The organism is Enterobacter kobei (genome assembly GCF_001729765.1).
In the GTDB taxonomy this organism is placed as follows: domain Bacteria; phylum Pseudomonadota; class Gammaproteobacteria; order Enterobacterales; family Enterobacteriaceae; genus Enterobacter; species Enterobacter kobei.
In genome coordinates this window covers 4,324,505-4,345,351 of record NZ_CP017181.1, presented here as the reverse complement: position 1 = coordinate 4,345,351, position 20,847 = coordinate 4,324,505, and the positions used below count along the sequence as shown (strand labels likewise).

The 20,847-nt window shown below is 55.0% G+C and carries 13 protein-coding genes; 6 read left to right on the top strand and 7 right to left on the bottom strand.

Annotated features, from left to right (window positions below; translation table 11 throughout):
• Window positions 1–372 precede the first annotated feature (372 nt).
• The 4 genes from BFV64_RS21030 (at window position 373) to BFV64_RS21015 (ending at window position 4,863) form a co-directional block, all read left to right on the top strand.
• Window positions 373–1,056 carry a DUF1120 domain-containing protein gene (locus BFV64_RS21030; protein ID WP_059372552.1) on the top strand — a complete coding sequence of 228 codons (684 nt, stop codon included), beginning with the start codon at window positions 373–375 and terminating at the stop codon, window positions 1,054–1,056.
• A 120-nt stretch (window positions 1,057–1,176) separates the two neighbouring features.
• Window positions 1,177–1,881: a fimbria/pilus chaperone family protein gene (locus tag BFV64_RS21025; RefSeq protein WP_069602415.1), complete on the top strand. Its 705-nt coding sequence runs from the start codon at window positions 1,177–1,179 to the stop codon at window positions 1,879–1,881.
• 4 nt (window positions 1,882–1,885) lie between these two features.
• Window positions 1,886–4,306, top strand: coding sequence for a fimbrial biogenesis usher protein (locus tag BFV64_RS21020; protein ID WP_069602414.1), 2,421 nt, complete (start codon window positions 1,886–1,888; stop codon window positions 4,304–4,306).
• On the top strand, window positions 4,303–4,863 hold the full coding sequence (locus BFV64_RS21015) for a DUF1120 domain-containing protein (protein ID WP_014885413.1): 561 nt from the start codon (window positions 4,303–4,305) through the stop codon (window positions 4,861–4,863). Before BFV64_RS21020 ends, BFV64_RS21015 begins: the two co-directional genes overlap by 4 nt.
• Before the next feature lie 114 nt (window positions 4,864–4,977).
• Here the strand turns inward: BFV64_RS21015 and gltD are convergent, their stop codons facing one another.
• Complete coding sequence (gltD, locus tag BFV64_RS21010) at window positions 4,978–6,396, bottom strand: glutamate synthase subunit GltD (RefSeq protein ID WP_045134760.1); 1,419 nt, start codon at window positions 6,394–6,396, stop codon at window positions 4,978–4,980.
• Window positions 6,397–6,405: 9 nt separating this feature from the next.
• Complete coding sequence (gltB, locus tag BFV64_RS21005) at window positions 6,406–10,866, bottom strand: glutamate synthase large subunit (protein WP_059373484.1); 4,461 nt, start codon at window positions 10,864–10,866, stop codon at window positions 6,406–6,408.
• A 686-nt stretch (window positions 10,867–11,552) separates the two neighbouring features.
• Here gltB and mnmL point away from each other — a divergent pair.
• The gene (mnmL, locus tag BFV64_RS21000) at window positions 11,553–12,494 is read left to right on the top strand and encodes a tRNA modification radical SAM protein MnmL/YtqA (protein WP_127341531.1); all 942 of its coding nucleotides are present in this window, start codon (window positions 11,553–11,555) and stop codon (window positions 12,492–12,494) included.
• Here mnmL and BFV64_RS20995 read toward each other — a convergent pair.
• Window positions 12,474–13,976: a helicase HerA-like C-terminal domain-containing protein gene (locus BFV64_RS20995; protein ID WP_014885409.1), complete on the bottom strand. Its 1,503-nt coding sequence runs from the start codon at window positions 13,974–13,976 to the stop codon at window positions 12,474–12,476. The two genes, mnmL and BFV64_RS20995, sit on opposite strands and share 21 nt — an antisense overlap.
• A 137-nt stretch (window positions 13,977–14,113) precedes the next feature.
• Between BFV64_RS20995 and BFV64_RS20990 the strand changes: the two genes are divergently transcribed.
• Window positions 14,114–15,754, top strand: a complete 1,641-nt coding sequence (locus BFV64_RS20990) for a dihydroxyacetone kinase subunit DhaK (RefSeq protein WP_045134764.1) — start codon at window positions 14,114–14,116, stop codon at window positions 15,752–15,754.
• A gap of 43 nt (window positions 15,755–15,797) precedes the next feature.
• Here BFV64_RS20990 and ahr read toward each other — a convergent pair whose 3' ends face one another.
• The 4 genes from ahr to holC all read right to left on the bottom strand — a co-directional run bounded on the left by ahr (window position 15,798) and on the right by holC (window position 20,826).
• Window positions 15,798–16,817 carry an NADPH-dependent aldehyde reductase Ahr gene (gene ahr, locus BFV64_RS20985; RefSeq protein ID WP_045281405.1) on the bottom strand — a complete coding sequence of 340 codons (1,020 nt, stop codon included), beginning with the start codon at window positions 16,815–16,817 and terminating at the stop codon, window positions 15,798–15,800.
• An 83-nt stretch (window positions 16,818–16,900) separates the two neighbouring features.
• The gene (locus BFV64_RS20980) at window positions 16,901–17,404 is read right to left on the bottom strand and encodes a GNAT family N-acetyltransferase (protein WP_014885406.1); all 504 of its coding nucleotides are present in this window, start codon (window positions 17,402–17,404) and stop codon (window positions 16,901–16,903) included.
• Window positions 17,405–17,527: 123 nt separating this feature from the next.
• A complete protein-coding gene (locus BFV64_RS20975) occupies window positions 17,528–20,383 on the bottom strand; it encodes a valine--tRNA ligase (RefSeq protein ID WP_014885405.1) in 2,856 nt (951 codons plus the stop codon).
• A complete protein-coding gene (gene holC / locus BFV64_RS20970) occupies window positions 20,383–20,826 on the bottom strand; it encodes a DNA polymerase III subunit chi (RefSeq protein WP_069602413.1) in 444 nt (147 codons plus the stop codon). The genes BFV64_RS20975 and holC overlap by 1 nt, the downstream gene beginning before the upstream one ends.
• Window positions 20,827–20,847: the final 21 nt, after the last annotated feature.

Here is a 20,847-nt window from a genome sequence, read left to right as displayed (position 1 = left end):
GTATAAACAAGCATTGTTTATACCTCTTGATTCTTCATCACTTGGTTAATAATTAAATGGATTTATAATTCCTGTGAATTATTGTGATTTAAGCCAATATCAAAACAGTGATAAAAGTAAAGGTAAATTTTGGGTAATATTATTTTTTTGATGTTAATCTCCTTTTTAAACGAGTAATTCCTTAATAAATTAAGGAAATAATCATTTTTTTGATATTCTTAATATCAAAATTAATTTTGCTAAATTGCATGTATTTATAAAAATAATATTATGGGCGCATGCTGACAAGCATGACTACAATCAGTAATCGGTAAAGGCATTTACCATTACGTGATTTAATATTGCAATTTCTCGTATGTTAAGGATTAACAAGTGAAAAAAGTATTACTCGCTACCGCCCTTTCTCTGTGTGTAACATCAGCATTTGCTGCTAACCCTACCGCTGTTCTGAAGGTTAAGGGTACGCTGACAAATGCAGCATGTACGCCAACATTAAGTAATGGTGGTACCGTTGACTACGGTACAATTAATCTGGGCAATTTGAGTGCTACAGCGGTTAACCAGCTGGGTCAGAAAAATATCGACCTGACCATTAATTGCACCGCGGCAACGAAAGTCTCCTGGAACATGGTTGACGATCGCAAAGATTCAAACGCGAAACTCGAAGTTGAGAATGGCATGTTTGGTGGGGATTCTCAGACTTCTGAAAGCCAGCTTTATGGTGTCGGTAAAACTACAGGTGCAACACCAGTAAGCATCGGTTCTTATTCAATGTTTGTTAAAACTGACAGCGTAGTGGCTGATGGTGCTACTGTTGATCCAATTTACCAGCAGGGCTCTGCAGGTGTATGGACTAAGAGCAGCAACGGTTCTACTCAGGGCGACAACTATCGTGATTTCACCGTTGCGACTGTTGGCTCTTTGGCTCCTCTGGCGTTCGAAACTGCAACCTTCCCACTGGTAACCTCCCTGGCGATCCAGGATACCACCACGCTGGCGATCACTGATGACACCCAGCTTGACGGTCAGGTAACAATCAGTCTGCGTTATCTGTAAGACTTTTTAATCGAGTAAATGTTATTTAATTACCGGAGAGTAAATGCGCTGCATTTACTCTCTTTTTAACGGAGCGATAAACATGGACTGTTCTGTTGTTGCTTTCAAGGAGATATTATTATGCAAGGTTTAAAATTCACTTTAATTAATACACTTATTACTGCCACATTATTGTCTGCCAGTGTTGCTGTACATGCAGAAGGCATGGTGCCTGAAACCAGTCTGTTAATCATTGATGAAGCGACGCACAGTGGAACGATAAACGTCAAGAATACCGACTCGCACCCTTCACTTTTATATACGAATGTCGTTGATCTGCCGGATGATACCGGTCTTAAGCTTATTGCGACGCAGCCAGTGGTACGTCTTGAGCTAGGTCAGACGCAGCAGTTGCGCTTTATTCTTCAGAATAAACAACCGTTGGACGTTGAGCATTATAAACGCGTCACGTTCGACGGTATTCCACCTAAAAACGATGATAAAAAAATCAAGATCGGTATAAACATTCGCCAGGATATCCCCGTGCTTATTCGTCCGGCATCTCTGGGAGTGGTTACTGATGCCTGGAAGTTCCTTAAGTGGTCTTCAAACGGCGCGTCTGTCACCGTGAAAAACCCTAGCAAATATGTGGTCCGTCTTGGGCAGAACGTAATGCTGCTGCCTTCAGGTGTGAGTGCCACTCTGTCCAAAACCTACATTCTTCCTGGCGAAACGCTAACGGCTGATATGAAAAAGAAAGTCAGCGGTGACAGCAGCGTTAAGTTTTTCCCGGCCAGCCGCTATGGCGTTGAGGTACCGAGCTTTACATCGGAATTAAATAAATAGGGATATGACGGTGATTAAACAAAGCCGCCTTGCATTTTGTGTCCGCGCCATTCTTTGCGGCACATTACCTCTGGTATTACTTGATTCGACATCCGTCCTGGCGAGGGAAGTCACCTTCGATACGGGGATTATGCAAACGCTGGGGTTGAATACAGATCTCAACCATTACTTCGCTGAAGCACCGCGATTTTTACCCGGAACCCACTCCGTTTCGGTGAAGATCAATGGGAAAGAGCGAGGAATGGCTGCAGTTCGTTTCAACAAAGATGGCGTGCTTTGCTTTGACAACGATCTCATGGAGTTTGCCGGGCTGATGCCTGTGCCAATAAAGTCTGATGAGGCGTGTCACGATATTCGTGATAACTATCCTAAAGCCATCATCAACGCTTTGCCTAACCAGGAAGCCGTTGAACTCTATCTGCCAGCTGAAGCGGTGAACAGTCTGTCAGCAGATATCAAAAACTTTCAGCATGGCGGAACGGCGGCGCTGCTGAACTATTCATTGTTCAGTACCCATAACGACTATGGCGACAACGACACTAGCCGCTACTCTCAGGCCAGCCTGGAAGCCGGATTCAACACGATGGACTGGGCGCTGCGCAGCCGTTATATCCTGACGGATGACAACGGTAGCCGAAATGCTGAAAGCATTTACACCTATGCAGAACATGTATTTGCCGCGCAGAAGATGACGATGCAGGTGGGTGAAATCAACGCCATGTCTAACGTGTTGAGCGGCGTGCCGATTACCGGCGTGCAGTTTATGCCAACCAGCGGCCTGGCGAAAACAAGCTCTGGCGTGAGTGTTTCCGGTATCGCCCAGTCTTCCCAGGCACGTGTAGAAGTCCGCCAGAACGGGCAGTTGGTCTTCAGTACCCTTGTCCCTGCTGGCCCCTTCACGCTGGATGACGTGCCCGTGGTTCGCAACAATGTGGATCTGGACGTCTCGGTGGTAGAGTCCGATGGTGCGACTAACCGGTTTATTGTCCCGGCGTCTCAGGTAAGGGCGCGCAACCTTTCACGCCCACAGGGGCTGACCCTTTCTGTAGGTCAGGTGCGCAGCATCGAAAGCGAATATAGCGATCCGCTGGTAATGAACATTTCTGACGGCTGGCGCATCTCACCGTGGATGAATCTCCTGGCTTCTGGTGCAGCTGCGGAAAACTACCAGGCAGCAGGCGGCAGAACAGAGTTCCTGATAAACGATGACTGGACTCTTTCAACGGGCGCAGCAGTCAGCAGTGCAAGCTTTGGTGACAGCAGCAGCGGAGTAAAAACCGATCTGCAAAGTGATTATATCCTGAACGAGTATGTCGGTCTTTCAGGCAGTGCGACGCATTACAGCGGCGAGTACCGCGAAATGGCTGACGCAATGGATGACGATTATCAGGGATATGACAATACCTATTCTGGCAACGTTCGTTTCTCCTCCCCTCTGGCGGGGGTGTTTAGCGCAGGGTTCAACTACAACCAGACCAATGGTGGTAGGGATGACTCACGTTATCTCCTGCTGTCCTGGGGCAAGACCTTTTCGTACGCGTCAGTGTCCATGAACTGGCAAAGTGCGGTCGGTAATGTCGATGACGATCAGGACAATGAGATGTTCTACGTCAACGTGAGCATCCCGCTCGGTGGCAGTCAGTCGATCAGCTCCTATATGCGTAAACAGGGTGATAGCACCACCTATGGCGTGTCTAACAGCGGCTCGCTGGGAGACAATACGCACTATTACATCTCAGCCGATCGCGATCAGGATACCAAAGACAACAGCTTCAATGGCAACATCAACACTAACCTCCACTATACGCAGCTAAGCGTGGGGAGCGGAGCCAGTGGTGATAATCAGCGGAACTACAGTGCGACATTGTCGGGTGGCGTGGCCATGCATAAAGAGGGCGTGACTTTCTCGCCGTATTCGATTCAGGATACCTTCGCGATTGCCAGACTGAGCGAGAAGAAGAGCGGCGTTGAAATTTCCACTCCGCAAGGCACCGTCTGGACCGATCCATGGGGCCAGGCCGTGGTGCCTTCTCTCAACGAATGGCATAACTCCCGCATAGAAATTGATGCTAACAAGCTGCCGCAGAGTATGACGCTTGCTAACGGCACGAAATATATCGCCGCAGGCCATGCTTCGGTCAGCGAGATTGATTTCAAAGTACTCAACAGCCGCCGCGTCATGCTGAGCGTAAAGCAGGCTAACGGTCAGCCCCTGAATAAAGGGATCTCGATTGTTGATGAGAAAGGTAACTATATCGTGACCACGGTTGATGATGGCCACGTCTTTATTAACGATGCCGATCAGCTGAGCGCCCTCTACGCGCTAGACGGTAACAATAACCGACTGTGTAAGATTGATTACACTCTGGCTGATAAGCGTGACGAAAATGCCTTCTACGAAGAAGTGAACGGAGTCTGCCGATGAACAGTCGACACTTATCGGGCTTAGTAGCCTTGCTGATGCTCGGTATGACAGGGGTAACCCATGCTGAAGACTGCCAGATCAGCCTCTCACAGCCGGTGGTGGATTATCACGAGATGCGTCGGGATACGATCGAAGCGACGCAACAGGACTGGCACAAAATGGCCGATCGTGACATCACGGTCAACGTTTTCTGTCCTCAGACTCAGCAGATGGCGGTGTTACTGCGCGGTACAGCTGGAGATAAGGGGCGGTTTCTTTTTGGGCAGTCCGGTGGTGTCGCGGTCAAAATTGACAACATGACCGTCGATGGCAAAAGTTACAGTGTGGGTAAAACAGTTGATCAGCTAAATTTTACGCCTGAAAACGGTACGCCGACACCTCTCTACCTGCGTAATAACGAGGCGGTGATTGCGCTTGAGAATAACCAGGTTCCTTCCGGCCAGCAGATGAGTTTCAACGTAACGCTCTCGCCGGTTCTCAACGATAGCGCGTTCAGCCATCTGACAGATCAAACTACGCTGGAAAGTGATTTGTCCTGGAGTTTATTGACGAAGTAACCCTTCTCTTCGCGGCACTCCTTAAAAGCGGAGCTGCATGCGGGGTAGGGTGATAATCAATGGCTGTAAACCGCATAAAAAAAGCCGGAGGGTAAATACCCTCCGGCTTTTTTCTTACACTTCCAGGTAGTTCATAATCCCGTCGGCCGCTTTACGCCCTTCGGCAATGGCTGTCACCACCAGGTCAGATCCGCGAACGATATCGCCACCCGCGAAGATTTTTGGGTTGCTGGTCTGGAAAGCGTTATCGCTGCCTTCAGGGGCGATAATACGACCCTGAGAGTCAAGCTCAACGCTGTGCTTCGCCAGCCACTCCATGCTGTGAGGACGGAAACCGAACGCCATCACCACGGCATCAGCCGGGATCACATGCTCAGAGCCTGCGACAATCTCTGCACGACGACGGCCTTTCGCATCCGGCGCACCCATCTCCGTGCGCGCCATCTTCACGCCGCTCACTTTGCCGTTAGCATTCACTTCAATACCCAGAGGCTGGATGTTGAACTGGAATTCCACGCCCTCTTCACGCGCGTTTTTCACTTCGCGTTTAGAGCCCGGCATGTTCTCTTCGTCACGGCGGTAGGCGCAGATGACGTGCGCCGCATTCTGACGAATAGAGGTTCGCACGCAGTCCATCGCGGTATCACCGCCGCCCAGCACCACCACGCGTTTGCCTTCCATGCTGACGAACGGTTCGTCGGCGGTTTCGCCGTAGCCCATAATCTGCTTGGTATTGGCAATCAGGAACGGCAGGGCATCAAACACGCCCGGCGCGTCTTCGTTCTCCAGACCGCCGCGCATGGACTGATAGGTGCCCACGCCGAGGAACACCGCGTCGTAATCCTTCAGCAGATCGTCGAGCTGCACGTCGCGGCCCACTTCCACATTCAGTTTGAACTCAATGCCCATGCCGGTGAAGATTTCACGGCGACGGGTCATGACCTCTTTTTCCAGCTTGAAGGCCGGAATACCAAAGGTCAGCAGACCACCGATTTCCGGATGACGGTCAAAGACCACCGCCTTCACGCCGTTGCGGGTCAGCACGTCCGCACAGGCCAGGCCCGCCGGGCCCGCACCGATGATCGCCACGCGCTTATCGGTTTGCTTCACGCCGGTCATATCCGGACGCCAGCCCATCTCGAACGCTTTATCATTGATGTAGCGCTCAATGTTACCGATGGTCACCGCACCAAACTCGTCGTTCAGGGTACAGGAACCTTCACACAGGCGGTCCTGAGGACATACGCGGCCGCACACTTCCGGCAGGGTGTTGGTCTGGTGTGAGAGTTCGGCGGCTTCAAAAATACGCCCTTCGTTGGCCAGCTTCAGCCAGTTCGGGATGTAGTTATGGACCGGGCATTTCCATTCGCAATAAGGGTTACCGCAGGACAGGCAGCGGTCTGCCTGCGCTTTGGCCTGGCCTTCTGAAAACGGCTCGTAAATCTCAACAAATTCAATTTTACGGATCTTCAGCGGTTTCTTTGGCGGATCAACACGCTGCAGGTCGATAAACTGGTATACGTTCTGGCTCATCTGAATTCCTTACTGCGCCTGCACGCGCAGCTCTGCTGCGCTACGACTACGGTGACCCAACAGGGCTTTAACATCGCTGGACTTCGGTTTAACCAGCGCAAATTTCGCTGAGAACGCCGGCCAGTTCGCCAGGATCTCTTCGCCGCGCGAAGAACCGGTATGCTGCACGTGTTCGGTAATCAAACCGCGCAGGTGTTCTTCATGGATAGCCAGCGTATCAACGTCCAGCACTTCCACCAGTTCCGGGTTCACGCGTTTGCGGAACTCACCGTCTTCATCCAGGACGTAGGCAAAACCGCCCGTCATGCCTGCGCCAAAGTTCACGCCGGTTTTACCCAGAACGCAAACAATCCCGCCCGTCATGTATTCACAACCGTTATCGCCAATGCCTTCCACCACGGTGATGGCACCGGAGTTACGCACCGCAAAACGCTCACCCGCACGGCCCGCGGCGAACAGACGACCGCCGGTCGCGCCGTACAGACAGGTGTTACCGATGATGCTCGCTTCGTGGCTGCGGAAGGCAGAGCCGACCGGAGGGCGCACTGCCAGCAGACCACCCGCCATGCCTTTACCGACGTAGTCGTTGGCATCGCCGGTCAGATACAGCTCAACGCCGCCTGCGTTCCATACGCCGAAGCTCTGACCCGCTGTACCGCTGAAGTGCGCGGTAATCGGATCCGCCGCCAGCCCCTGGTCACCGTGCGTTTGCGCGATGTAGCCGGAGAGGGAGGCGCCCACGGAGCGGTCGGTGTTGCGGATATCAAACCAGAACGTTTTGCTCTGCTTGTCGTCCACGTACGGTTTCGCCTGCTGCAACAGCTGCGCGTTCAGCACGCCGTTATCGAACGGCGGGTTGTTCTCGGTGCAGTAGACTGCTTTGCCAGGGTGCGGCTGCGCGGTTTCCAGCAGCTTAGACAGCTCAAGCTTCTGCTGCTTAGCGGTGAAACCGTCCAGCTCTTTCAGCAGGTCGGTACGGCCAATCAGGTCCACCAGGCGTTTCACGCCCAGCTGCGCCATCAGCTCGCGGGTTTCGCGGGCGATGAACTCAAAGTAGTTGGTCACTTTGAACGGCAGACCGTGATAGTGGTTCTTACGCAGCTTCTCGTCCTGGGTAGCAACGCCGGTTGCGCAGTTGTTCAGGTGGCAAATACGCAGGTATTTACAGCCGAGCGCAACCATTGGGCCGGTACCGAAGCCGAAGCTTTCCGCGCCGAGGATCGCCGCTTTAATGATGTCGAGACCCGTTTTCAGGCCGCCGTCCACCTGCAGGCGGATCTTGTGACGCAGACCGTTAGCCACCAGCGCCTGCTGGGTTTCCACCAGGCCAAGCTCCCACGGGCAGCCCGCGTATTTCACGGAGGAGAGCGGGCTTGCGCCGGTGCCGCCGTCATAGCCGGCGATGGTGATAAGATCCGCATAGGCTTTCGCCACGCCGGTAGCGATGGTGCCCACGCCCGGTTCGGAAACCAGCTTCACGGAGATCATCGCTTTCGGGTTGACCTGTTTCAGGTCGAAAATCAGCTGCGCTAAGTCCTCGATAGAGTAGATATCGTGGTGCGGTGGCGGGGAGATCAGCGTCACTCCCGGCACCGAGTAGCGTAGTTTGGCGATGTACGGGGTAACTTTATCCCCCGGCAACTGACCGCCTTCGCCCGGTTTCGCACCCTGAGCGACTTTAATCTGAATCACGTCGGCGTTGACCAGGTACGCAGGCGTCACGCCAAAACGACCGGATGCCACCTGCTTGATACGGGACACTTTATTGGTGCCGTAACGCGCCGGATCTTCACCGCCTTCACCGGAGTTGGAGTTACCGCCGATGCTGTTCATGGCTTCGGCCAGCGCCTCGTGGGCTTCCGGGCTCAGTGCGCCAATGGACATTGCCGCGGTGTCGAAGCGTTTGAACAGCTCGGAAGCAGGCTCAACGTCGTCAATGCTGACCGCTTCATCACCCGGATTCAGGGCAATGAGATCGCGCAGCGTCGCCGCCGGACGGTTGTTCACCAGCTCAGCATACTGCTGATAATCGCTGTATTCACCGCTCTGCACCGCCTGCTGCAGCGTGCGCACCACGTCCGGGTTATAGGCGTGGTATTCACCACCGTGAACGTATTTCAGCAGACCGCCTTGATCCAGCGGCTTACGTGCCAGCCAGGCACGTTTGGACAGGTTCACCAGATCCTGCTGGAAGTCAGCAAAACCGGCTCCACCGATACGGCTAACCACGCCCTGGAAGCAGAGATTTGCCACGTCATCATGCAGGCCGACCGCTTCAAAGAGCTTCGAACAGCGATAAGAGGCAATGGTCGAGATGCCCATTTTGGACATGATCTTGTACAGGCCTTTGTTGATGCCGTTACGGTAGTTCAGCATCACAGTACGGTAATCTTTGTCGATCGCGCGGGTATCCACCAGACGGGCCAGCGTTTCGTAGGCCAGGTACGGGTAGATCGCCGTCGCGCCAAAACCTAACAGCACGGCAAAGTGGTGCGGGTCGCGGGCGCTGGCGGTTTCAACAATAATGTTGGCATCGCAGCGCAGGCTCTTATCCACCAGACGCGTCTGGATAGCACCCACCGCCATTGGCGCAGGCACCGGCAGACGGTTTTTCGCGATATTGCGGTCAGACAGCACCAGCAGAACGGTACCGTTACGCACCATCTGTTCGGCTTTGTCACACAGCGCATTCACCGTCTCTTCGAGGCTCGCGTCGTTCACGTCAAACGTAATGTCGAGCGTGTCGGCGCGGTAGTGCTCCTCGGTCATGGTGGTGAGCTGTTTGAAGTCGGAGTACAGCAGGATCGGCGATTTAAAGGTCAGACGGTGCGCCTGGCCTTCGGCTTCGCAGAAGACGTTCATCTCGCGACCGATGCTGGTGGCCAGGGACATCACGTGGGCTTCACGCAGCGGATCGATTGGCGGGTTAGTAACCTGCGCGAACTGCTGGCGGAAGTAGTCATAAATGATGCGTGGCTGGCTGGAGAGCACGGCAAATGGGGTATCGTCACCCATGGAGCCGACTGCTTCCTGGCCGTTTTCACCGAGCACACGGATAACCGAGTCCAGCTCTTCCGCGCTGTAGTTAAACTGTTTCTGGAAACTTGCTAGCGTATCGTCGTCCAGCTCGCGGCTGCCCACTTCTTCGTCCGACAAATCTTCAAACGGCACCAGACGACGCACGTTCTTCTCCATCCACTCTTTGTATGGATGACGGCTCTTCAGATCGTGATCGGTTTCGGCAGAGTGCAGGATGCGCCCACCGCGGGTGTCAATAACCATCAGCTCGCCCGGACCGACGCGGCCTTTCTCGACCACTTCATCAGGCTGGTAATCCCAGATACCGACTTCAGAGGCACAGGTGATGAGCTTGTCTTTTGTGATGACGTATCGCGCCGGACGCAGACCGTTACGGTCCAGGTTGCAGGCGGCAAAACGACCGTCGGACATAACGATGCCCGCCGGGCCGTCCCACGGCTCCATGTGCATGGAGTTAAAGTCGAAGAAGGCGCGCAGCTCAGGGTCCATATCCGGGTTGTTCTGCCATGCCGGTGGCACCAGCAGACGCATGGCGCGCACGATGTCCATCCCGCCCGCCAGCAGCAGCTCCAGCATGTTGTCCATGGAGCTTGAGTCCGAGCCAGTTTCATTCACGAACGGCGCAGCGTCGTGCAGGTCAGGGATCAGTGGCGTCTGGAACTTATAAGTACGGGCGCGAGCCCACTGGCGGTTACCGGTGATGGTGTTGATCTCGCCGTTGTGCGCCAGATAGCGGAACGGCTGCGCCAGCGGCCAGCGTGGAACGGTGTTGGTGGAGAAGCGCTGGTGGAACAGGCAAATGGCCGATTCCAGACGCAGGTCCGCCAGGTCCAGGTAAAAGCGCGGCAGATCAGCCGGCATACACAGACCTTTATAGATATTGACCAGGTTGGAGAGGCTACAGACGTAGAACTCTTTATCGTCCTGGAGACGTTTTTCAATGCGGCGACGGGCGATAAACAGGCGGCGTTCCATATCGCGCGGACGCCAGCCCGCAGGCGCGTTAACAAAAATCTGCTCAATACGAGGCAGTGAGGAGAGGGCGATTTCACCGAGCACCCCTTCGTTGGTTGGCACATCGCGCCAGCCGACAATCGACAGGGTTTCACGCTGAAGTTCTTCTTCGACGATGCGGCGTGAAGCGGCAGCCTTTTCAGGATCCTGGTTCAGGAACAGCATACCGACAGCGTAGTTTTTGGCTAAACGCCAGCCGCGCTCTTCCGCAACGATACGGAAGAAACGATCCGGTTTTTGCAGCAGCAGGCCACAACCGTCGCCGGTTTTACCATCAGCAAGGATGGCGCCACGGTGCTGCATACGGGCCAGTGCGTGAATAGCGGTACGCACTACCTTGTGGCTAGGTTCGCCTTCTATGTGGGCGATCAGGCCGAAACCACAGTTATCCTTCTCAAGGGATTTATCGTACAACATATCAGTGAACCTCCCCAGGCTCGTCGGGCTTCTCTCTGAACTTTACCGTGGCGCACAGGCGCAGAAAGAGCATGGCGACGGGGTTTGCGCTTCATACGCGTACCTCGCATTCGCCCTCTTTTCATCCTTTCGCGCAGGTAAACAAGTTTGAGGACTTGCTTCAGAGGGAATCTCAATTACTGCATAAATATGATGAGCAGGCCGCTCATCCAGAAAGCTTCCAGCGGATTTCCAACTTATCGGGAATTGGTACACAGGTCAAATGGCAATCTTATTTATCCAAAAATGTGCTAAAGAGTGACTATGTGTTTGTAAATAAAGGATATTTAACTATTTTTACATTGATTAAAAGCCCTTGTAGACCGCAACGGAGTGTGATCTGTCTCACTATATGTAAGCGGTATTATCAACGTAGCGTGCTGAATAGTGGTTTTAACGCAGAACAATAATCTGGCATGGGTTCTAAACCCGCATAAAGTCACTGTTTTTCAGTGCTGGCGCTATAAATGAAAAAAACAATCAGAACATAAGGAAAAGTAATCACAGGTGGTGTGAATGAAACTGCAGTAATCCTGAGTATTTATTCATATAGATAAAGGCCGTCCAGGGCGATTGATCCAGGTCATCGCCGACAGAGGCTAAAAATGGCAGGCTTGTCCCCTTTCTTTGGGACGGTCTATCAGATTATGCAGTTACAGAAATTAGTCAATATGTTTGGTGGGGATCTTTTGCAGCGCTACGGGCAAAAGGTTCACAAGCTGACGCTGCACGGCGGTTTTAGCTGTCCGAATCGCGATGGCACCATCGGGCGCGGTGGCTGCACTTTCTGTAACGTGGCCTCCTTTGCTGACGAAGCTCAGCAGCATAAATCTATTGCAGAGCAGCTCGCACATCAGGCCAGCCGGGTTAACCGCGCAAAGCAGTATCTGGCCTATTTCCAGGCGTACACCAGTACCTGGGCGGAAGTGCAGGTGCTGCGGTCCATGTATCAGCAGGCAGTCACGCAGGCGAACATTGTGGGGTTGTGCGTCGGTACGCGTCCGGACTGTGTGCCGGAAGCGGTGCTGGACTTGCTCAGCGAGTATAAGGAGCAAGGCTACGAGATCTGGCTGGAACTGGGCTTGCAGACCGCACATGACAAAACCCTGCACCGCATTAACCGTGGCCATGATTTCGCCTGTTACCAGCGCACCACACGCCTCGCGCGCGCGCGTGGGTTGAAGGTCTGTTCACACCTGATTGTCGGTCTCCCTGGCGAAGGGCAGCAGCACGGCCTGGAGACGCTGGAAAAGGTCGTTGAGACAGGCGTGGACGGTATCAAGCTGCATCCGCTGCACATCGTTACGGGAAGCATTATGGCGAAAGCCTGGCAAGCGGGGCGGTTGAGCGGTATTGAGCTTGAGGACTATACGGTGACCGCGGGGGAGATGATTCGCCACACGCCGCCAGAGATTGTTTACCATCGCATCTCGGCCAGCGCCCGCCGTCCAACGCTTCTGGCACCGCTCTGGTGTGAGAACCGCTGGACGGGGATGGTGGAAATTGACCGCTATCTGCAGGAAAACGGCGTACAGGGTTCGGCGCTGGGGCGCCCGTGGGTTCCCCGTCTACCGGCGACGGCCGCCTAACAAACTCCCCAGCATGCCGCGTACAATCTGATTGGTGACCTGCCGCGCCGCGCTTTTCGCCATGGTTTGCACCACGCCGTCGCGTTTGCCGCCGCGCGGACCGGTGCTGCCAAACAGAATGTCTTTGAGTCCACCGAGAATGCCATCATCTACGGCGACGGACTGCCCTTTTGCGGCAGGGGCATCCTGGGACTCCGTTGTTGCCTGCACGCCTTTTTGCAGCATCTCAAACGCGGACTCGCGATCCACCTCGTCTTCGTACTTACCGTAAACCGGAGAATGGTTAATCAGGCCGTTACGTTCATCATCAGTGACGGGCCCCATACGCGAGCAGGGCGCAATCACCATCGCACGTTCCACGATGGATGGGCTGCCCTTCGCATCAAGGAACGATATCAGCGCTTCACCGGTGCCCAGCGCCTGAATGGCGGCTTCGGTATCAAAGGCTGGATTCGCACGCATGGTTTGCGCGGCGGCTTTCACCGCTTTCTGATCCTTTGGCGTGAAGGCGCGCAGGGCATGCTGGACGCGGTTGCCGAGCTGCCCGAGCACGTTATCGGGGATATCCGACGGGTTTTGCGAGACAAACCAGACGCCGACGCCTTTGGAGCGGATCAGGCGGATGACCTGTTCAATCTTATCCAGCAAGACCTGTGGGGCGTCGTTGAACAGCAGGTGCGCTTCGTCAAAGAAGAACACCAGCTTCGGTTTTTCCAGGTCACCCGCTTCGGGCAGCTGTTCATAAAGCTCGGAGAGCATCCACAGCAGGCTGGCGGCGTAGAGTTTCGGCATCTGGTAGAGCTTCTCTGAGCTCAGAATGTTGATGATGCCTTTGCCGCTGCTGTCGGTGCGCATCCAGTCTTTGATATCCAGCATCGGTTCACCAAAGAAGTGTTCGGCACCCTGTTGTTCAAGAGTGAGCAACCCGCGTTGAATCGCGCCGACAGAAGCGCTGCTGATATTGCCGTACTGGTTCTGGAAAGATTTAGCGTTATCCCCGATGTACTGGGTAATGGCCCGCAGATCTTTGAAATCGAGCAGCAGCAGTCCCTGGTCATCGGCGATGCGGAAGATAATATTCAGTACCCCGGACTGGACATCGTTAAGGTTAAGCAGACGGGCGAGCAGCAGCGGGCCGAGGTCGGAGACGGTGGCGCGGACCGGGTGGCCTTTCTCACCGAAGATATCCCATACCACCACCGGGTTGCCGTGCGGCGTCCAGTCCGTGATGCCAATATTCTTCAGCCGCTCGAGCAATTTTTCAGAGGCGGTACCCTCCTGAGCCACACCGGTTAAATCGCCTTTCACGTCAGCCATAAAGACCGGCACGCCAATCTCTGAAAGCGACTCCGCCAGCTTCTGCAGGGTGACGGTTTTCCCCGTCCCGGTCGCGCCGGTGATCAGGCCGTGGCGGTTCGCCATCGCGGGCAGCAGATACAGCTCTTTTTCCAGCGTCCGGGCAATTAACAATGGTGTACTCATAATGCGCTTCCTCTCTTAGTCCTGGGTGGAGTATAGGCAACCTGACGGCAAAATGGCTGAGTAAATTGCTGACTTTGCGGCGCATTATCCAGCGCGGACTATGCTTTTGCATACGGTTAACAAAATAGTGGGAAACTATGTCCAGATTCTTCTTTAACGATCGCAAACAGCTGGTCAACGATGCCATTGAAGGCATACTGCTTTCTGCGCCACACGCGAATCTCGTCAAACTCGATATTGATCCTGCCATCAGGATTGTCGCGCGCGGTGACTGGGACAAAAGCCGCGTGGCGGTGATCTCCGGCGGCGGCTCTGGCCACGAGCCCGCGCATGCCGGGTTTGTCGGCAAAGGCATGCTGACGGCTGCCGTCTGCGGCGATCTGTTTGCCTCGCCGAGCGTGGATGCGGTGCTGAATGCCATTGTCGCGGTCACGGGCGATCGCGGCTGTCTGCTGATTGTCAAAAATTACACCGGCGATCGGCTGAACTTCGGTCTGGCGGCCGAGAAGGCCAAACGTTACGGGCTGAAGGTCGAAATGGTGATTGTGGCGGACGATATCGCGCTGCCCGACAACAAACAGCCGCGCGGTATTGCCGGTACGGCGCTGGTGCATAAGATTGCGGGCTATGCGGCGGAGCAGGGGAAATCGTTGAGTGAAGTGCGGGATATTGCGCAACAGGCCTGCGATAACCTCTGGAGTCTGGGCGTGGCGATGCAAACCTGCAACCTGCCGGGCAGTGACGATGAAGAGGGACGCATTAAGCAGGGTCATGTCGAGCTGGGGCTGGGGATCCACGGTGAGCCGGGCGCTTCCGTTGTCGACACACAAAACAGCAAAGCGATTATCGACACGCTGGTGACCCCGCTGAAAGCGCAGGCGGGTGAAGGGCGCTTTGCGGTGCTGATTAACAATCTTGGTGGCGTATCGGCGCTGGAAATGGCGTTACTGACCAAAGAGCTGGCGCACTCGGCGCTGAAAGAGAGTATTGCTTATCTTATTGGCCCGGCCCCGCTGGTAAGCGCTCTGGATATGAAGGGTTTTTCGCTGACGCTGCTGAAGCTCAACGATCTGTTCGAAAAAGCGCTTCATGAAGAGGTGGAAACGCTGGGCTGGCAGAAACCCGTGGCGTTTGCGCCACTGCGTACCGTCGCACATAGTGCCATCCATGACCGCGTGGAATACACTCCGTCGGAAAACCCACAGGTCGAAAAGTCTGTCTCCTCGGTAGCCAGGACGCTGATCCAACTGGAAAATCGTCTGAACGCGCTGGATGCCAAAGTGGGCGACGGCGATACCGGCTCCACCTTTGCGCAAGGCGCGCGGGATATTGCGCAGCGTCTGGAGGAGCATGCGCTTCCGCTTGATGATGTCTCTAAGCTTCTGCTGCTGGTAGGGGAGCGGCTGGCAACGGTGATGGGCGGATCGAGTGGCGTACTGATGTCGATCTTCTTTACGGCAGCCGGGCAAAAGTTGCATGACGGAAAATCGCTTCCGGATGCGCTGCTGAGCGGGCTGGCGCAAATGAAGCAGTATGGCGGCGCGGATCTCGGCGATCGCACCCTGATCGATGCGCTACAACCGGCGCTGGAGGCGTTGCAGAAAAATGATCTTCAGGCAGCGGCGCAGGCAGCGCAGCAGGGGGCAGAAGCAACGGCAAAAATGGAGAAAGCAGGAGCAGGGCGCTCGTCGTATGTGAACAAAGAGAACCTGGATGGCGTGATGGATCCGGGGGCGGTTGCGGTGGCAGAAGTATTTAACGTATTGGCACAGCGGTAAAAGTAGGCCGGGTAAGGCGAAGCCGCCACCCGGCAAACTCACATCAAAAATCCGCTTTCAACACCACGCGATACCGGGCTTTCCCGTCGCGTACGTGCTGGATAGCTTCGTTAATTTTCGACATCGGATAAAGCTCGGTGGTGGGCGCCACTTTGGTGCGTCCGGCGAACTTCATCAGCTTGCGCAACTCGTACGGCGTACCGGTTGCGGAACCGGATACGCTGCGATCCCCGCCGATCAGGGTAAACGCCGGAACCGGCAGAGGCTTCATCACCGCACCCACGGTGTGGAAGTTACCGCCGTAGGCCAGCGCTTCAAAGTATGGCTGCCAGTTGAGATCGACGTTGACGGTGTTGATGATCAGATCAAACTGACCCGCCAGCGCCTTCAGCGCCTCAGGATCGCGGCTGTTCACCACTTTATCCGCACCCATCGCCAGCACTTCCTGTTCTTTTGCCGGGTTCGAGCTGAACGCCGTCACTTCACAGCTCATTGCGTGCAGCAGTTTGATGGCAATATGTCCCAGGCCGCCAATACCAATGACGCCTACGCGGCTGGTCGCAGTGACGTGGTGCATCAGCAGTGGTTTAAAGACGGTGATACCGCCACACAGCAGCGGACCGGCGGATTCAATATCAATGCTCTCCGGCAGGGGGATAACCCATTGCCAGTCGGCACGCAGTTTATCGGCAAATCCGCCTTTGTTCAGAATGGTTGGCACCGCGCCTTCAAGGCAGTTGATCTGGTTGCCGCTGATACAAGCATCACAATGACCGCAGCTGCGTGCCGTCCAGCCAATACCTACGCGCTGGCCGACCTTCAGCCCTTTGTCCTGGGCGGCGCTACCGAGCGCCGCGACGCGACCAATGACTTCATGCCCGGCAATCAGTGGATAGCTCGAGAAGCCCCATTCGTTGTCGATCATCGAGAGATCCGAGTGACAGATCCCGCAGTAATCAACCTGCACTTCGACGTCTTCTGCTTTTAGTTCGCCCGCATCGTATTCGTACAGCTCAAGTTCTGCACCCGCCTGCGGTGCGGCGTAGCTTTTTATCTTCGACATCGTGTTTCCCCCATTGTGGTGTGAACTGAGAGTGTAGAGCATTCAGTTTACGGCCGCTTAACAGAAGGGGGCAGGAACAAAATTTACAGATTTTTCAGCATTCTCACTTCGCAGTCGACGTGGCCCGTGCAGCCCAGCGGCGCATCGATATGCTCAAAGCCAAGATGTTCATACAGGCCGATGGCCTCTTTGAGGAAGGCGGTTGTTTCGAGGTAACAGCGCGTAAAACCCTGAGTACGAGCATGATCAAGGGCGAGCTGCGCCAGTTTTTTTGCCAGCCCTTGTCCGCGAGCGGACGGCAGGAAATACATTTTCTGTAGCTCACAGATGTCCGGCTCGCTGCAGCTCAGCGGCGCAACGCCGCCACCGCCTACTACCTGGCCGTCCTGCTCTATGACCCAATAGGCGTGGCCCGGTTGGCTGTAGAGCTGAAAAAGCTCGTCAAGATTGGGGTCAGCAACGGTATAGCCTTTATCCGCTGTCAGCCCATACTCCGCAGAAACGGTGCGGATAACGGTGGCAATAGCCGGATTGTCCTGCTCAGTGATCCGACGCATCGTCGTCGCGACGGGGGTAATCACGCTCATAGTATTACTCATGACAAAAATTGACACACAACTGCTGTTAATAGCACCGCAGAAAAGGGAGTGCAAGCGAGGAGTTTTCAGGAAGGGTACCCCTTACGCCCTGAAGCGTAAGGGGTAAAAGCATTACAGGGCAGCAATAACCGCCTGCTGCTCAATCAGCTTGGTCTTCGCATCCGCGAAGGCAACCAGACGTTCACGCTCTTTGGCAATGACCGCCTCCGGCGCACGGGCGACAAAGCCTTCGTTCGCCAGTTTGCTTTCGATTTTGCCAATTTCTACGTCGACTTTCGCCACTTCTTTCGCCAGACGCGCCAGCTCAGCATCTTTGTCGATCAGACCTGCCATCGGGATCAGCAGCTCGGCGCCGTCGATGATTTTGGTCACGGAAACCGGACCTTTGTCATCTGCAGGCAGCACGGTGATGCTTTCCAGACGCGCCATCGTTTTCAGGAAGGTGCTGTTCTCGTTCACGCGACGCACGGCAGCCTCGCTGCAGCCGCGCAGCAGCAGTTCCAGCGGCTTGCTCGGGGCGATGTTCATTTCTGCACGAACGTTACGCACGGCAACAATCGCCTGCTTCAGCCATTCGGTATCGGCAGCAGCGGCTTCATCAACGCGCGCAGCATCGAATTCCGGGAACGGCTGCAGCATGATGGTATCGGCATTGATACCTGCAATCACTTTCACGCGCTGCCAGATGGTTTCGGTAATGAATGGAATGACCGGATGCGCCAGGCGCAGCAGACCTTCCAGAACGGTAATCAGCGTGTTGCGCGTGCCGCGCAGCTCCGCTTCAGAACCGCCGTTCATCACCGGCTTCGCCAGCTCCAGGTACCAGTCGCAGAACTGGTTCCAGGTGAATTCATACAGAATGCCCGCTGCGATATCGAAGCGGTAGCTGTCCAGCGCCTCACGGAACGCTTTCACGGTCTGGTTGAATTCCGCCAGGATCCAGCGGTCCGCCAGGGACAGGGTCATCTCGCCGCCGTTGAAGCCGCAATCCTGATCTTCGGTGTTCATCAGCACGAAGCGGCTGGCATTCCACAGCTTGTTACAGAAGTTACGGTAACCTTCCAGACGCTTCATGTCCCAGTTGATGTCGCGGCCGGTCGAGGCCAGCGCCGCCAGGGTGAAGCGCAGGGCGTCGGTACCGTGAGACTCAATCCCGTTCGGGAACTGCTTCTCGGTGCGCTTGCGGATTTTCTCTGCCAGCTGCGGCTGCATCATGTTGCCGGTACGTTTTTCCAGCAGATCTTCCAGCGAAATACCGTCAACCATATCCAGTGGGTCGATAACGTTACCCTTGGATTTGGACATCTTCTGGCCTTCATCATCACGGATCAGACCGGTCATATAGACGGTATGGAACGGAACCTGAGGCTTGCCGTCTTCGTCTTTGATGAAGTGCATGGTCATCATGATCATGCGCGCAATCCAGAAGAAGATGATGTCGAAACCGGACACCATCACGCTGGTTGGGTGGAACTGACGCAGCGCGTCGGTGTTCTCAGGCCAGCCAAGGGTGGAGAAGGTCCACAGCGCGGAAGAGAACCAGGTATCCAGTACGTCTTCGTCCTGACGCAGCGCAACGTCAGCGCTCAGGTTGTTTTCCTGACGCACTTCGTCTTCGCTGCGGCCAACGTAGACGTTGCCTTCGTTGTCATACCATGCCGGGATGCGGTGACCCCACCACAGCTGACGGGAGATACACCAGTCCTGAATATCACGCATCCAGGAGAAGTACATGTTTTCGTACTGCTTCGGCACAAACTGGATGCTGCCGTTTTCAACCGCTTCCACCGCCGGTTTCGCCAGCACATCGGCACGGACGTACCACTGGTCGGTCAGCATTGGCTCGATAACTACGCCACCACGATCGCCGTACGGCACGGTCAGGTCGTGAGGTTTAATCTCTTCCAGCAGGCCGAGTGCGTCAACGGCAGCCACAATCGCTTTACGCGCGGCAAAACGTTCCAGTTTCTGGAATTCAGCCGGGATCTCGCTGGAGTAAACGTCAGATTCGTTGCCTTTGGTGTCGTACACTTCTGCGCTTTCACGGATATCACCGTCGAAGGTCAGAATGTTGATCATTGGCAGGGCGTGACGACGACCCACTTCATAGTCGTTGAAGTCGTGCGCCGGAGTGATTTTCACGCAGCCAGTGCCTTTTTCCATGTCGGCGTGTTCGTCGCCCACAATCGGAATACGGCGGTTTACCAGCGGAAGCACCACAAATTTGCCGATCAGATCTTTATAACGCGGATCTTCCGGGTTAACGGCCACGCCGGTATCGCCCAGCAGGGTTTCCGGACGGGTGGTGGCAACGACCAGATAATCTTTACCGTCTGCGGTTTTTGCGCCGTCGGCCAGCGGATAGCGGATGTGCCACATGGAGCCTTTCGACTCGCGGTTTTCCACTTCCAGGTCAGAGATGGCAGTACGCAGTTTCGGATCCCAGTTCACCAGGCGCTTGCCACGGTAAATCAGGTCTTCTTTGTACAGACGGACGAAAACTTCTTTCACGGCATTGGACAGGCCTTCATCCATGGTGAAGCGCTCGCGCTCCCAGTCCACGGAGTTGCCGAGGCGGCGCATCTGACGGGTAATGGTGCCGCCGGATTCCGCTTTCCACTGCCAGATTTTGTCGATGAAGGCGTCGCGACCGTAGTCGTGGCGGGTTTTTCCTTCTTCAGCGGCAATTTTACGCTCAACCACCATCTGGGTCGCGATACCCGCGTGGTCAGTCCCCGCCTGCCACAGGGTGTTTTTACCCTGCATGCGCTGGTAGCGGATCATGGTGTCCATGATGGTCTGCTGGAAAGCATGTCCCATATGCAAACTGCCGGTGACGTTCGGCGGCGGGATCATGATGCAGAAGGACTCTTTGCTTTCGTCGCCGTTAGGCTTGAAATAGCCCTGCTGTTCCCAGTGCTCGTAAAGCGGCTGTTCGATATCGCGTGGGTTATATGTCTTTTCCATTATTTCCAGGTTGCCGTATTCAGGTTAAAACCAGCCAGGCGGTACGCTTTATAGCGTTCGCGCGCCAGTTGTTTCAAAGATTCTTCGTAAGGGACAAAGTCTACCACTTCTGTGAAAGCGGTGGCAAAATCTGCAAAGTCTGCCCGCAGGCTAATGAGAATATTGCGCGCGCTGCTGTTGCGCTTTTGTGGCCAGGCGATCTCGACCGGGGCGCCACCGCGCGGACCTTCGCCCGACAGGTTGTGCGGGACAAAACTCTCCGGTGGGCGGGCCCACAGGGCTTCATCAAGGCGAATCGCCTGCTGTTCATCTTCACAGGCAATCAGAACGCGTTTACCTGCGCGCCAACGTTCTGCGGCAATGTCACACACCAGCTGTTCGACGGCGCTGAGGCCATCCTGATGGGTGTCGTTGTCCAGAAGGTAGAACGTTGCATTCTTCATATATGGGGCTTCTTGTCGTGG

What these genes read in the sequence shown, in the direction of transcription:
- BFV64_RS20980 (WP_014885406.1), bottom strand. Translation starts at nt 17,404, where the DNA reads ATGAGCGTGATTACCCCCGTCGCGACGACGATGCGTCGGATCACTGAG.
- BFV64_RS21015 (WP_014885413.1), top strand. Translation starts at nt 4,303, where the DNA reads ATGAACAGTCGACACTTATCGGGCTTAGTAGCCTTGCTGATGCTCGGT.
- gltD (WP_045134760.1), bottom strand. Translation starts at nt 6,396, where the DNA reads ATGAGCCAGAACGTATACCAGTTTATCGACCTGCAGCGTGTTGATCCG.
- mnmL (WP_127341531.1), top strand. Translation starts at nt 11,553, where the DNA reads ATGCAGTTACAGAAATTAGTCAATATGTTTGGTGGGGATCTTTTGCAG.
- holC (WP_069602413.1), bottom strand. Translation starts at nt 20,826, where the DNA reads ATGAAGAATGCAACGTTCTACCTTCTGGACAACGACACCCATCAGGAT.
- ahr (WP_045281405.1), bottom strand. Translation starts at nt 16,817, where the DNA reads ATGTCGAAGATAAAAAGCTACGCCGCACCGCAGGCGGGTGCAGAACTT.
- BFV64_RS20995 (WP_014885409.1), bottom strand. Translation starts at nt 13,976, where the DNA reads ATGAGTACACCATTGTTAATTGCCCGGACGCTGGAAAAAGAGCTGTAT.
- BFV64_RS20990 (WP_045134764.1), top strand. Translation starts at nt 14,114, where the DNA reads ATGTCCAGATTCTTCTTTAACGATCGCAAACAGCTGGTCAACGATGCC.
- gltB (WP_059373484.1), bottom strand. Translation starts at nt 10,866, where the DNA reads ATGTTGTACGATAAATCCCTTGAGAAGGATAACTGTGGTTTCGGCCTG.
- BFV64_RS21020 (WP_069602414.1), top strand. Translation starts at nt 1,886, where the DNA reads ATGACGGTGATTAAACAAAGCCGCCTTGCATTTTGTGTCCGCGCCATT.
- BFV64_RS20975 (WP_014885405.1), bottom strand. Translation starts at nt 20,383, where the DNA reads ATGGAAAAGACATATAACCCACGCGATATCGAACAGCCGCTTTACGAG.
- BFV64_RS21025 (WP_069602415.1), top strand. Translation starts at nt 1,177, where the DNA reads ATGCAAGGTTTAAAATTCACTTTAATTAATACACTTATTACTGCCACA.